Source organism: Paraburkholderia sp. D1E (assembly GCF_052682275.1).
The window spans coordinates 3,575,557-3,588,009 of record NZ_JBQYMB010000001.1 but is presented as its reverse complement, the minus strand read 5'-3'; the positions used below and the strand labels follow the sequence as shown (position 1 = coordinate 3,588,009).

Here is a 12,453-nt window from a genome sequence, read left to right as displayed (position 1 = left end):
CGGGCTTGAACCAACGCCCCTCCGCAGTCCTTCCTCGAACGCTTCAACCCATACGCCATGAAAACCAATTTCGCTTTCCGCGCGACGGTCGTCGCGTGCCTGGCTGCGCCCGTCGTTTCCACGACGGCTAACGCCCAGAGCAGTGTCACGTTGTATGGAAGTCTCGACGCGGGTGTCGGCTATGTGAGCAACCTGCATGGTGCTCACGCTTATATTGCGGAGCAGGGCACGCTGCAAGCCGACCGCTTCGGCTTCCAGGGTGTCGAAGATATTGGCGCAGGCAGATCGGTCGTGTTCCGGCTCGAGAGTGGCTTTGTCACGACGACTGGTGCGTCGGCCAGCACCAGTACCTTCTTTAATCGTCAGGCTTACGTCGGCATGTCCGATCCGATGTTCGGTACCGTGACGCTCGGCCGTCAGAGCGACTGGAATTTCGATTGGCTCGGCTCGGTATCGACGGGTCAACTGCTCGGGGACTTCTCCGCGTTTCATCCCGGCAATCTCGATGGTCTCGGCAGCACCTTGCCGGTGCAGTTGTCGAGTACCGTGAAATGGAAGAGTGTGAATTACAGTGGGCTGAGTTTTGGCGCGCTCTACGGCTTTCCTGGCGCATCGGCCAGTAACACCAACGGGCGGACCATCAGTTTGGGCGCTAACTACACGAACGGGCCGCTCAAGTTGGTGGCGGTGTACTCCGAATACCGCGACCGTTTGCTGCCGCTTGCCAATGGGCTCGGCCTGACTTCGTTCGAAGGGCAGACGCTTGCGCCTGGCGCCAGCTTCAACGCGAAACAGGTGCGCGACATGGGCATCGGCGGTTCGTATCGCTTTGAACGCGTGACGTTGCATGCGCTCGCAACGGATGTGCGGATTCAGTCGGACGGCGGCAGCGAGCTTTTCGTACCGTCGACGGCGGCGTAAACGTGCGTTTGACGCCTGCGGAGGAGATTGCGGCGGGCGCGTGGACCGCGACACTCGCCGGGCGTCGCTGGACGCAATTCACTGTGGCGAACGTGTATTCACTGTCGAAAGCGACGCAACTTTACGCGGACCTGATGTTCGAGACCGCGGGTGGCGGGGCAGTGGCGAACACGCTCGGGATCGGCGCGGCGTCAGGTGGAAGGCAGACGGTGTTTCTGAGCGGGATCCATCATTTGTTCTGAGCTGGGCGACGGGCGGCGTGATCGCAGTGCGCGTCGTACCGCGCTTTCCGGGCCTTAGGTGGAAGGCCCGTGCTGGCCGCGTGCCCAACCTGAGCGCAGCGGCCGGGCCGGTATTCAGGATTTCCTTACTCCATATTCCGGGCTTCCTGACTCTGCGGCGCATACTTCCGGTTCCGTAACGCGTGCAGAATAGTCAAAACCAGAACCATAGCGCTCGCGAGGATGATTGAACGACATTTGAAATGTGAACCTGAGCCATGAGCGATCCGAACACACATGCCGGCGAAGGTCCGACGATCCTCATTGCGGATGACACGCCGGCGAACTTCGGGGTGGTCGTTGACAGCCTGATGGCGCGCGGCTTTCGGGTACTCGTTGCGCTCGACGGCGAGGAGGCGCTTGCGCGTGCGCTGTTTTCGCAGCCGGACCTGATCCTGCTCGACGTGAAGATGCCTGGTATCGACGGCTTCGAGACCTGCAGGCGGCTCAAGGCAGATGAGCACACGCGTGATATCGCTGTGATTTTCATGACGTCGTTGACGGGCAGCGAAGACATGATCGAGGGTTTTTCGGCCGGTGGCGTCGATTACGTGACCAAGCCAGTTCGTGTCAATGAAATGATGGCCCGGATCGAGACCCACCTGGCCTTGCGCGTGATGCATCGGCAACTTGTCGCGCAGAACCAGCAGCTTCTGACCGAAGTGTCGGTACGCCAGCAGGCCGAGGCCGCCTTGTCGCGTGTGCGCGATGAACTCGAACAACGCGTCGATAAGCGCACGAGGCAACTGGCGGAGTCGAATGCCAGACTCTCCGCTCAGGTTGACGAGCGCCGCCGGGCCGAAGCAAAACTGCAGTCGAGCGAAGCGCGCTTTCGCACCATTGTCGAGACGAGTCCCATACCGTTATGCATTACGTCGATGCCCGAAGGAAATATCCTGTACGCGAACGAACCGCTGCGGGATCTGTTCGGTCTCGATGCACGCACGGGCATGCTGACCAACATCGTCGAATTCTATGTGGATCCCGGCGACCGTGACCGGCTGGTGTCTCATCTGTGCAAGGAGGGGAGCTTCAACAACAGCGAAGTCCATATGCGGCGAGCAGACGGCACTGAGTTCTGGGCCATGGCGACCGCGCGCGTGGCGACCTTCGGCGACGGCCCAGCGATCTACGTTGGTCTGAACGACATTACGGCGCGCAAGCGCATTGAGCAGGAGCTGTTCGAGTCGCGCAATCAATTGCGCGAATTGTCCGCGTATATGGAGGCGATTCGCGAGGAGGAGCGCAAGCGCATCGCGATGGAAGTTCACGACGAACTAGGGCAACTGTTGACGGCTCTGAGGATGGACGTTTCGCTGCTGAAGATGCGTCTGGGCGCAGATCCCGACGCGATGCGCAAGGCGGACGACATGCGCGAACTCGTCGAGAAAACGATCTGGATGGTCCGCAATGTCGCGAACCATTTGCGGCCGGTGGCGCTGAACTTCGGGATCGTTTCGGCGCTGGAGTGGCTGGTCGAGGACTTCGTGCGGCGCAACAGCATTCCGTGCCAGTTGCACATCAATGGCGGCGAGCCGGTGTTGCCGGATGCCTACGCCACCGCCGTTTTCCGCATTGTTCAGGCTTCGCTGACCAACGTTGGGCGTCATGCGAATGCGGCGCGGGTCGACGTAACGCTGACCAGCACCACGGCGACGCTCGACCTCCATGTGAGCGACGACGGTTGCGGTTTTGATCCGGCAACCGCGCGCGCAGGTTATTCGTACGGCCTGCTCGGCATGCAGGAGCGCGCCCGCCTGATTGGCGGAGCAATGACGATCGATAGTGCGCAGGGCATGGGTACGGCCATTTCCATTCACATTCCGCTCGCAGGCGACAACCATCATGATTAACGTCCTGATCGCCGATGACCACGCGATCGTGCGCGGCGGTCTGAAACAGATCATCGCGACGACGAGCGACATCGTCGTCGCCGCCGAGGCCGCACAGGGTTCAGAAGTGCTCGAGCGGCTGCGCACGGAACAATTCGATCTTGTGTTGCTGGACATGACGATGCCTGGGATCAGCGGGGTCGATCTGATCCGGCGCCTGCGTGCCGAACAGCCGCGCCTGCCCGTGCTGGTGTTAAGCATCCACAACGAGGCGCAGGTCGTTTCGCGCGCGCTGCGAGCCGGCGCGACGGGCTATGTGACAAAGGACAGCGACCCCGACATTCTTCTCGCCGCGATCCGCAAGCTGGCTGGCGGAGGGCGGTTCATCGATCCGAAGCTGGTCGATGCCATGGTCTTCGAGACGCATTCCGGCGACGCACCGCCCCACGAAGTTCTGTCCGACCGTGAATTCCAGGTGTTGCGAATGCTGGCGGCCGGTAACAGCCTCAACGACGTAGCCGAATCGTGTTCGCTCAGCGCCAAGACCATCAGCACCCATAAGATGCGTCTCATGCAGAAACTCGGCTTCAGCAATAACGCCGAGCTGATCCGATACGCGATCAGGCACGGTCTGGTGACGCAATGACGCTGCCGTTAAGGAAATCCTGAGGGTTGAACCAGTGTTTCCTGAATCAACAATCCGCCGCTACCGACTGAATAATCTTTGTCGCTACCTCACGATCATCTGATGGGAACCATGAGCACAGGGGGCACCCCGAATGACCGCAGACAACACGGGTGGACTGTCGAGGCACGAGACAGAATTGCGCGCGTGGATGAGCGGGTGGTACGACCACGCGGTCTCGCTCGGCTTCATTCGGCCGCCCTTCATACTCGATGACGCGACCGCAGTGAGGCTGGAAGGCTATTTCAACGTAGGACTGGCACCTGCGGACGCTGTCAGCGCGATCTTCGGCGTGGTGCATTGAGCGATCAGTGGCCCCGATGTCGCGTGCTATGCTTGAATCGACAATGGATCGCCACGAAGCAGACCTGCATTCGTGTCGACGGCAAGGCAAGTGCCGTTCAGAATGCCGCACCGGTCGGCACAAGGCTGAGCCGGGCACGACCTCGATCGCTGATCATGGACTACCGTCATCTGCAACAGCGCAAGAGCCTGCATGGTCGCATCGTGCGGGAACTCGGCATGGATATCGTGAGCGGCAAGGTACAGCCGGGTCAGCGCTTGCCCGCCGAGACTGTCCTGTGTGAACGCTATGGCGTGAGTCGTTCGGTACTGCGCGAGGCCACTCGCGTGCTCGTGGCGAAAGGGCTGGTGGTGTCGAAACCGCGTGTCGGCAGTGTCGTGAAGCCTCGCGCCGAGTGGCACATGCTTGACCCGGATGTTCTGTACTGGACGATCAACAGCGTTCCGGAAGGCGAGTTTTTCGGTTCGCTCCTGACCGTGCGCCGCGTGATCGAACCCGCGGCGGCCGCACTCGCCGCCACCGCAGCGACAAGCGACGATCTTGCGCGCATTGCGTCGGCTTATGACCAGATGGAGCATGCGGAAACCGCAAGCGCGCTACTGGATCCCGATCTCGAGTTTCACCGCGCAATCATGGCGGCCACCCATAACGACCTGCTGGCCTATATTGGCAACATGCTGTCTCTCGCTCTGTCGGAATCGATCAAGCTGACGAGTCGTCATCCCGACACGCATGCGCTTTCGTTGCCGCGTCACAAGGCGATTCTCACCGCGATCCAGAGCCGCGACCCGCTCGGCGCGCGGCAGGCAAGCCTGGTTCAACTCGACCATGCGCGCGCGGACGCCGAGAGCGTACTGGAAACCGTGACCCAGTATCCGGCGTAAGCCTTGTCCGAACGCGGCGGCTGAGTCTGCGCCGCTCAATGCGAATGGCGCGGTACGTCCGCCCCCCGGCAGCCCACCAGAAAATCGAAGTCACATCCCTGATCGGCCCGCAATACGTGCTCAACGTAAAGGTGCCGATAGCCGCTCGCGTCGGCAGGGTCGTTTTGCCGGCGGCTTCCAGCACGCCGCGTTTCACGTATTCGGCGAGCTTTCGGAAGTGCGCATTACACGGCGCCGATTCGGACCACGCGTCGCAAATCCCAATAATTGGTTTGCCATGAAACCTCTCCTCCGTGAAGCTACTTTGATAGTAATACTATTAAAGCGGCGCATCGTATGGATCGTGTCGATACCCAAGGGATGGTGTTCGCTGAATCAGGCCCATACCAGCATTACATTACGCCGCACTGCCGACTTTGATTACAGAAAGCTTTGCTGCACCGATGGAATTAATTAGTCCGACTAGTTAAGGGTATACATCGATTAGTAGGTAAAAGTGCCGTGATATAGCATTTTCTGCAGGGTCGTCATGTGTACGCGCGTGCACGCGGGTTTCGTGAAGGTGTGAAACCCGGCTCCGGTGCTTTTCCGGCCTGCGCCGTCATGCACAGTGAAGTGTTAATCAACTGAGAGACGGAGAGTGAGATGGCGCACGAGCAGGAAGACAAGGATGAAGTGCAGGGCATGCGCCGCGGTTTGCTGCAGGGCGCTGGCCTGAGCGCAGCGCTGGCGCTATTGGGCGGTGTGATCACGCCGGCGCAGGCGGCAGAAGCGGGTTCGTTTCCGGGGCACAAGCGTTGGAAGATCGTATTCGTCAACCATGTCACAACGAATCCATTCTTCGTTCCTACGCAATACGGCATTCAGGACGCGACCGCTTTGCTGGGGATGGACTATCAATGGACCGGCTCGGCCAATGCCGACATCGCCGAAATGGTGAATGCGGTGAACGCCGCGATTGCCGGGAAAGCGGACGCAATCGCTGTCCCGATTGTCGACCCCAAGGCGTTCGACAAACCGATCCAGGCCGCGCTCGACGCCGGCATTCCCGTGTTCGCCTATAACGCCGACGCGCCGTCGGGTTCGACCAACCCGCGCCTCGCCTATATCGGCCAGGATCTCTACCTGTCCGGCTATCAGATGGGCGAGCGTATCGTGAGTCTCATCGATAGCGGCCTCGTCGCGCTCTTTATCGCTACGCCTGGCCAGCTCAACATACAGCCCCGGCTTGACGGTGCTGCGGCTGCAATCAAGAAGTCGGGCAAGAAGATCGATGTGCAAACCATCGCGACCGGCGCGACCGTCAACGAAGAGCTATCGAAGATCAAATCGTTCTTTCTCGGCCACCAGGATCTCAAGGGCATGTTCGCGGTCGACGCGGGTAGTACCCAGGGCGTGGCAGAGGTGATGAAGGAGTCCAATCTGCCTTCCAAAGGTGTTCATGGCGGCGGCTTCGATCTGCTGCCACGCACGGTCGATCTGATCCACGAAGGTTTCCTCGACTTCACGATCGACCAGCAGCCTTATGTTCAGGGCTTTTATACCGTGCTCGAAGCGTTCATCTTTCTCGCCTCCGGTGGGCTCGTTGGACCGGCCAATATCAACACGGGCCTGAAGTTCGTCACCAAGGGCACGGTCGATCCCTATCTGAGCACGTCGACGCGCTATGAAGGCAAGAGCACGAAAGCCCAGATCGTGCCACGCACGGGGGCGATCAAAGGGTGACGTCTCCCGTGACGCAGACCGAAAAACCCGCTAGACACCCGAGGCGCTGGTCAGGCGCGCTCGGGCGCTCCAGCGAAATGCGCATCTTTGCGGTTGCGCTGATCCTCAGCATCTACTTCGAGACAGTCAACCACGACTTCCTGCTGACCAGCGCGAGCCTGCAGAATCTCTCGCAGTTCATCGCGCCGGTGGCGATCATTGCGTTTGGCGAGATCATGCTGATGATTGGTGGCGAGATCGATCTTTCCGCCGGGATGGTCTTCGCGTTTGCGCCTTTCATCATGTATTTTGCGATCGAGGCAGGCTTACCGCCGTGGCTTGCGATGTTCGCCGGCGTTATCGCAGCGGGTCTGGTCGGGCTGATCAATGGCGCGGTCACGGTGTACCTGCGCATCCCATCCTTTGTGACCACGCTGGGTACGTTGTTCTTCGTCAATGGCCTCACGCTGACGATCTCTCGGGGTACCCCGGTTTCGCCGCCGGAGGATTCAGTTTTTTCGGCGTTCATGGGAGGGTGGGGTTACAGCGAGATCATCTGGACGCTCGCTATCGCCGCCGTCATGCATGTGCTGCTTCGTCACACCCGCTGGGGACTGCATACGATCGCGTCAGGAGCGAACCAGCTTGGCGCGAGCGAAGCAGGCATACAGGTCAGACGCCTGAAACTCGGCAACTTCATCATTGCCGCTTTGCTTGCCGGCTTTACCGGGATCCTCGAAGGTTTCCGTATAACGTCGATTGATCCGCAAGCGGGCGGCAACCAGATCATGTTTCTTGCGGTTGCCGCAGCCGTGATCGGCGGCACGCCCCTCGCCGGTGGATCGGGCACGATCATTGGTGGGCTGATCGGTGCGGCGGTGCTGGGCATTCTCAACGACGGCTTCACGCTGATCGGTATTAATGCCTTCACCTTCAACATGATTCTCGGCGCAGCCATTCTCGGCGCCATGATCTTCAACATCCACGTGGTTCGCCTCGCGCGCAAGGGAGAATTGTGATGTCAGAGGCGGTGGAGGCGCTGCGCGGCGAAGATATTGTCAAGCGTTTCGGCGCGGTCACCGCGCTTGATGGCGTGTCGCTCACGCTAAAACAGGGCGAGATTCTCGGTGTTCTTGGCGACAATGGTGCCGGCAAGTCGACACTGATCAAGATTCTGACGGGGTTTCATCAGCAGACAAGCGGCAAGCTTTTTGTAGGCGGCGAAGAAACGATGCTTCGTTCGGTGGATCACGCGCGTTCACTCGGCATTGAATGTGTCTACCAGGATCTCGCGCTTGCCAATTCGCTGAGTATTTATCACAACATGTTCCTGAACCGGGAGATCATCCGCCGAGGGCCGTTTCGACTCCTGAACAACCGCGCAATGCGGAATCGTGCCGCGGAGTGCCTTGAAGAAATCGGCGTACATGTCCCTTCAGTGGACCTGCCGGTCGAGCAGCTTTCCGGTGGTCAGCGGCAGGCTATTGCGGTCGCTCGCGCGGTCAATTCGAATGCACGAATACTCCTGCTCGACGAACCACTCGCCGCAATGGGTGCCCGTGAGGCCGGACTGATCATCGACCTGATCCTGCGGCTCAAGGAGAAAGGCGGCCTGTCTATCGTGATGATCATGCACAACTACGCGCAGACGCTCGACATCGCGGATCGTGTGATGCTGATGCAGCGTGGGCGTGTGACTTACCAGAAAGAGGCAGCCAATACCTCGGTCGAGGAGCTGATGGATATCGTGCGACGCGAATATCGGGCAATGCGGACAGGCGCGCACTGACATTCGCCCGTTACCTCTGCGAGCATTCGGGTCAGGCGTGACCCACCCGCGTTGTTCTCACGCTGCGCCGGCGATCAGATACAACGCCGGAAGCGACAGGTTCAGGCTTTCCTTCGATATGTGGGTATGTTCTTTCATCAACGCCTCCACGCGCGCGCCTTCTCCCTTTTTCAAGGCGTCGGTGATCGCATGATGCTGACGATGAGCGTAGGTGAGCATCATGAACTGGCGTTCCCGCGCGGACTCGTCGAAGGCGATCGTGGAGGGCGAGACGAAGGGGATTTTGTTGTTCAGGCTCAACGCGGCGCTGACAGCCGTGTTCTGGGCCGCGTCGATGATCAGCGTGTGAAAACGCCCATTCATCTCCGCGTAGCGCACGTCGTCGTCTTTCTTCAGGTGACCTTTGTTGAAGATATCGTCGCCTTCGCGCAGGCAGTCGTCGAGAGAAGCCGCCAGCGCCAGGCCCACACCGCTTTCGGCCACTGAGCGGGCGGCGAGTCCTTCGAGTACGCCGCGCACGTCGATGGCGTTGAGCACGTCCCTCACGCTGAAGCGCCGCACCACATAGCCGCGACCCCCTGAGCGATCGAGCAACCCCTCCGACGACAGGACGCTGAGCGCATACCGCAGCGGCGTGCGCGACACGCCGAGCCATTGCGCGAGCTGCGCTTCCACAAGGCGTTGCCCAGGCGAAAGCTCGCCCGCAAGGATCTTTTCGCGCAGCGTTTGGACAATTGCGTGCTGGGTGGTCTCGTTCATGGGTCTCTACTCATTCGATGCCATCAAGTATAGCGATATGCCAGACGTCTCACCACGCCTGACAAGCGGCTTGCGATTTTGTTTCATTGCCATCTGTTTTGTTTATGGCGGACAGGCAATTGCAAGAGCAGGCCAAACAGTTGCATGCCCGGCTTACCCCTTACTCAAGGCTATTACATCAGAGGTAATTGGCGAGCCGCTTCCTCACGCCTAATCTTCGGTCATCGCGCCACTCATCCCGAGCGGCGCTCACGATCGAGGACACACCATGCCCACGTTTCACATCCATACGATTGAATCCGCACCCGAACAGTCCAGGCCGGTGCTTCGGCAACTCCAGCAAAACTTCGGCCTTATCCCCAACATTGCGGGAGCCATGGCTGAATCGCCGGTACTGATCGGCGGCTTCATCGGCATTTTCCAGAAAGTTCATACCGGTACATTTACGGAAGCGCAGATTCAGACGCTGTTGCTGACCAACGCCGTAACGAATGCCTGTTCATGGGCGGTTGCGTTTCACACCGCTCTTGCGCTGAAAGAGGGGCTTTCACCCGCCGACGTCGACGCCATTCGCGAAGGCCACGCGCCGGACGATCGCAAGCATGCGGCGCTCTCGATCCTGACGAAAACGGCGATCGAGAAGCGTGGACACCTGGATGACAAGGACGTGAACCAGTTTCTCGAGGCCGGCTTCCGTCAGGACCAGGTGCTCGAGGTGCTCACGGTACTCGCCGCTTCGACGATTACGAACTACGCTGGCAACATTACGAGGCCTCCGGTGGAAGCGCCGTTCCAGGACTATGTCTGGAGCGCGTAGGTCTTGTCTGGAATAACCGCTCAGCAACAGGGAGTATGCTGACCTGCGCGGTTCGAACGACCGGTTGGCACCGGACATCGACGATGCTCCGGCGCTACCGGTCACCGAACCTTATCTGTATCAACCCGCGGATAACCGACCGATGAATCCTGCGAATCCCGAAAGGAAGGCACCGCCGAATGAACTCGGCGCATTGTTGCGTCACTGGCGAGACATGCGCGGCATCAGCCAGTTGGACCTGTCGTTCAACGCGGGGGTCTCGCAGCGGCACATCAGTTTTATCGAAAGCGGACGCAGCGTGCCGAGCCGGCAGATGCTGATGGATATCGCCCAGACGCTCGACATTCCTCTACGCGAACGCAACACGTTGCTGCTGGCAGCGGGCTATGCGCCGATGTATGCCGACAGCGCCTGGAACGCTCAGGAAATGCAGAGCGTCAGCAACGCGCTCGGGCGAATGTTGCGTCAACACGAGCCGTTTCCGGCGCTCGTCATGGACCGCTACTGGAACGTGCTGATGACCAACGAATCCGCGCCGCGCTTTTTCAATTGCTTCATCGATATGGCGGCGCGCACGGGGCCGCGCAACATGCTGCATCTGATTTTCGATCCGGACGGGATGCGCCCGTTCGTCGCCGATTGGCACGCGGTGTCGAATAGCCTGATCCAGCGTGTTTATCGGGAGTCGGTCGGCCGCGTGGTCGACGATCAGACGCATGAGTTGCTTGCCGCGCTGCGCGCTTATCCGGATGTGCAAACTGACTTGAAGTCTGCTCAGCGCACCTTGGGGGCTGGGTCCGCCTCGGCGGCGATGCCGGTGATCCCTATTGGCTTCGTCAAGGACGGCAAGGTCCTGAACTACTTTTCAATGATCGCCACCGTGGGCACGCCGCAAACTGTCGCTGCGCAGGAACTGCGCATCGAATGCATGTTTCCCGCCGACGACGAGACCGAAGCGCGTCATCTTGAGATGATCGACGCGGTCCAGCAACAGCACTGAGCGCCCGAGGCGAGCGAATCGCCACGGGCGCTTTCCTGTCAGTCCACTACCGGTCCGCGCAAGCGGTCAGCCATGCCGACGCGGCGTGCAGCACAACGGCGCCGGCCAACCGCCCCAGTGCCACTCCGACTCATCAGAACCGGTGCCGCAAGCCGATGCTGACGATAGCCTGAGACTGCGCGTCCGACGAATGGCCGTTGCCCTTGTCGCTGACCGATGCGGTCGCGGCGACCGGATTGCCGAGTGCATCCAGCGTGACGCCGGACGCGTGCTGATAGCCGCCCATCAGATAGACCGTGGAACGCTTGGACATGTTGTACTGCGCACCAAGCGTGACGTTGTGATACTGCGCGCGCTCATCCACACCTTCCACTTCACCGCCGCGTGTGTAGCTATAACCCGCGAACAGTTGCACGGCCGGCCGGATGGTCCACTGCCCGAACACGCCCGCGACGTTGAATGTCGCATGCCCGTTGAACAACGAATCGGCGCCCGAGCGGTATTGCACGTTGCTATAGTTCACTCCGACAATGGCTGGGCCGAAATTGTATGTGGCGCCCGCGGCAATGATCTGCTGCGATTGCGCGCTCGCGTAGCCTTCATTGATCGACGAATTGAACAGGCCGTCGTCCGTGCCGTTCCATTTGCCGGCTGTCGCGTCTTTCGTCCCGCTCTTGCTGTTGTCCGAACGCTCGTAGCCGACGCCCACATGCAGCGGGCCGTTGCCGTATGCCGCGCCCACGCTCCACGTGTTCTGCTGTTTCAGGCTGCCCGGTTGACCGCCGAAGCCATACAGCGCACCGAACGTAAAGCCCGAGTAGTTCGCGCTCGTGTACTTGATCGAGTTATTGACGCGCGCGGTCTGATCGAGATCGTCGATGTCGCCAGGATGCGCGCCGTAGCCACCGACCATCGCGACCGGCGCAACGGGCGCGACGAAGTCGTTCAGCGACGTGTACTGACGGCCGAGCGTGACCGTGCCATATTGCTGGCTGCCGATACCGACGAAGGCCTGACGTCCGAATAGCCCGCCGTTCTGGCCGGTTTTGCCGTTCGTGATGTCGAAGCCGTCTTCAAGCTGGAACAGCGCGTTCCAGCCGCCGCCGAGCTGTTCCTGGCCCTTGATGCCAAAGCGGCTGCCGGAGAGGTTGCCGCTTGTCATCGCGACGTTCGAGTGTCCAGCGTAAGCGCCGGTGGAGCCGGTGCGCTCGTTGCTGCGATACGTGATACCGGCATCGACGATACCGTACAGCATGACGGAACTCTGCGCGGACGCAATGCCGGCGAAGGACAACAGCAGGGGTGCAGCAATCAAGTGCTTTTTCATCGTTTTATAGCTCGGTTGGATCGTCTATCTCAAGTCGCCTGAATGGCGATCTCTCTTTTTTCCGCGTGCACACAGTCCGCTCGTGAACAACGGAGCAGACTGCGTGAAGCAGGGGGGAAGCGGCTTGCGCGGACCTTGTTACTTGCTCTG

The 12,453-nt window shown here is 60.2% G+C and carries 13 protein-coding genes and 1 pseudogene; 11 read left to right on the top strand and 3 right to left on the bottom strand.

Annotated features, from left to right (window positions below):
- The first annotated feature begins 57 nt into the window (after nt 1-57).
- The 6 genes from ACUN0E_RS16120 to ACUN0E_RS16095 all read left to right on the top strand — a co-directional run bounded on the left by ACUN0E_RS16120 (nt 58) and on the right by ACUN0E_RS16095 (nt 4,907).
- Nucleotides 58-921 carry a porin gene (locus ACUN0E_RS16120; RefSeq protein WP_445567228.1) on the top strand — a complete coding sequence of 288 codons (864 nt, stop codon included), beginning with the start codon at nt 58-60 and terminating at the stop codon, nt 919-921.
- A 2-nt stretch (nt 922-923) separates the two neighbouring features.
- Entirely contained in the window at nt 924-1,163 is a 240-nt protein-coding gene (locus tag ACUN0E_RS16115) for a hypothetical protein (RefSeq protein ID WP_445567227.1), read from the top strand.
- A 257-nt stretch (nt 1,164-1,420) separates the two neighbouring features.
- Nucleotides 1,421-3,055, top strand: coding sequence for a response regulator (locus tag ACUN0E_RS16110; protein ID WP_445567226.1), 1,635 nt, complete (start codon nt 1,421-1,423; stop codon nt 3,053-3,055).
- Nucleotides 3,048-3,680, top strand: coding sequence for a response regulator (locus ACUN0E_RS16105; protein WP_408387670.1), 633 nt, complete (start codon nt 3,048-3,050; stop codon nt 3,678-3,680). The genes ACUN0E_RS16110 and ACUN0E_RS16105 overlap by 8 nt, the downstream gene beginning before the upstream one ends.
- Nucleotides 3,681-3,813: 133 nt before the next feature.
- Nucleotides 3,814-4,023 (top strand): hypothetical protein, encoded by a 210-nt coding sequence (locus ACUN0E_RS16100; RefSeq protein WP_445567225.1) that lies wholly within the window; start codon nt 3,814-3,816, stop codon nt 4,021-4,023.
- A 155-nt stretch (nt 4,024-4,178) separates the two neighbouring features.
- Nucleotides 4,179-4,907 (top strand): FadR/GntR family transcriptional regulator, encoded by a 729-nt coding sequence (locus ACUN0E_RS16095; RefSeq protein ID WP_408229923.1) that lies wholly within the window; start codon nt 4,179-4,181, stop codon nt 4,905-4,907.
- A 166-nt stretch (nt 4,908-5,073) separates the two neighbouring features.
- On the opposite strand, the pseudogene ACUN0E_RS16090 reads toward ACUN0E_RS16095, so the two are convergent.
- Nucleotides 5,074-5,190 (bottom strand): annotated as a pseudogene (locus ACUN0E_RS16090) (dihydroxy-acid dehydratase domain-containing protein); the annotation flags it as partial.
- Nucleotides 5,191-5,552: 362 nt separating this feature from the next.
- Here ACUN0E_RS16090 and ACUN0E_RS16085 point away from each other — a divergent pair.
- Genes ACUN0E_RS16085 through ACUN0E_RS16075 form a run of 3 tightly spaced genes read left to right on the top strand, consistent with a single transcriptional unit; the run spans nt 5,553 to nt 8,400 of the window.
- Complete coding sequence (locus tag ACUN0E_RS16085; RefSeq protein WP_408229811.1) at nt 5,553-6,632, top strand: sugar ABC transporter substrate-binding protein; 1,080 nt, start codon at nt 5,553-5,555, stop codon at nt 6,630-6,632.
- The gene (locus tag ACUN0E_RS16080; RefSeq protein WP_445567224.1) at nt 6,629-7,630 is read left to right on the top strand and encodes an ABC transporter permease; all 1,002 of its coding nucleotides are present in this window, start codon (nt 6,629-6,631) and stop codon (nt 7,628-7,630) included. Before ACUN0E_RS16085 ends, ACUN0E_RS16080 begins: the two co-directional genes overlap by 4 nt.
- Entirely contained in the window at nt 7,630-8,400 is a 771-nt protein-coding gene (locus ACUN0E_RS16075; protein ID WP_408387668.1) for an ATP-binding cassette domain-containing protein, read from the top strand. The genes ACUN0E_RS16080 and ACUN0E_RS16075 overlap by 1 nt, the downstream gene beginning before the upstream one ends.
- 57 nt (nt 8,401-8,457) lie before the next feature.
- On the opposite strand, the gene ACUN0E_RS16070 is transcribed toward ACUN0E_RS16075, so the two are convergent.
- On the bottom strand, nt 8,458-9,159 hold the full coding sequence (locus tag ACUN0E_RS16070) for a GntR family transcriptional regulator (protein ID WP_445567223.1): 702 nt from the start codon (nt 9,157-9,159) through the stop codon (nt 8,458-8,460).
- 268 nt (nt 9,160-9,427) lie between these two features.
- On the opposite strand from ACUN0E_RS16070, the gene ACUN0E_RS16065 reads away from it, so the two are divergent.
- Both ACUN0E_RS16065 and ACUN0E_RS16060 read left to right on the top strand, forming a co-directional pair.
- Complete coding sequence (locus tag ACUN0E_RS16065; RefSeq protein WP_445567222.1) at nt 9,428-9,976, top strand: carboxymuconolactone decarboxylase family protein; 549 nt, start codon at nt 9,428-9,430, stop codon at nt 9,974-9,976.
- A 142-nt stretch (nt 9,977-10,118) separates the two neighbouring features.
- Nucleotides 10,119-10,976 (top strand): helix-turn-helix domain-containing protein, encoded by an 858-nt coding sequence (locus tag ACUN0E_RS16060; RefSeq protein ID WP_408229826.1) that lies wholly within the window; start codon nt 10,119-10,121, stop codon nt 10,974-10,976.
- Between the two features lie 133 nt (nt 10,977-11,109).
- On the opposite strand, the gene ACUN0E_RS16055 is transcribed toward ACUN0E_RS16060, so the two are convergent.
- The gene (locus ACUN0E_RS16055) at nt 11,110-12,303 is read right to left on the bottom strand and encodes a porin (RefSeq protein ID WP_408335321.1); all 1,194 of its coding nucleotides are present in this window, start codon (nt 12,301-12,303) and stop codon (nt 11,110-11,112) included.
- Between the last annotated feature and the right edge of the window lie 150 nt (nt 12,304-12,453).

Coding starts and splice junctions, on each gene's coding strand:
- ACUN0E_RS16120 (WP_445567228.1), top strand. CDS start 58: ATGAAAACCAATTTCGCTTTCCGCGCGACGGTCGTCGCGTGCCTGGCT.
- ACUN0E_RS16110 (WP_445567226.1), top strand. CDS start 1,421: ATGAGCGATCCGAACACACATGCCGGCGAAGGTCCGACGATCCTCATT.
- ACUN0E_RS16105 (WP_408387670.1), top strand. CDS start 3,048: ATGATTAACGTCCTGATCGCCGATGACCACGCGATCGTGCGCGGCGGT.
- ACUN0E_RS16100 (WP_445567225.1), top strand. CDS start 3,814: ATGACCGCAGACAACACGGGTGGACTGTCGAGGCACGAGACAGAATTG.
- ACUN0E_RS16095 (WP_408229923.1), top strand. CDS start 4,179: ATGGACTACCGTCATCTGCAACAGCGCAAGAGCCTGCATGGTCGCATC.
- ACUN0E_RS16085 (WP_408229811.1), top strand. CDS start 5,553: ATGGCGCACGAGCAGGAAGACAAGGATGAAGTGCAGGGCATGCGCCGC.
- ACUN0E_RS16075 (WP_408387668.1), top strand. CDS start 7,630: ATGTCAGAGGCGGTGGAGGCGCTGCGCGGCGAAGATATTGTCAAGCGT.
- ACUN0E_RS16070 (WP_445567223.1), bottom strand. CDS start 9,159: ATGAACGAGACCACCCAGCACGCAATTGTCCAAACGCTGCGCGAAAAG.
- ACUN0E_RS16065 (WP_445567222.1), top strand. CDS start 9,428: ATGCCCACGTTTCACATCCATACGATTGAATCCGCACCCGAACAGTCC.
- ACUN0E_RS16060 (WP_408229826.1), top strand. CDS start 10,119: ATGAATCCTGCGAATCCCGAAAGGAAGGCACCGCCGAATGAACTCGGC.
- ACUN0E_RS16055 (WP_408335321.1), bottom strand. CDS start 12,303: ATGAAAAAGCACTTGATTGCTGCACCCCTGCTGTTGTCCTTCGCCGGC.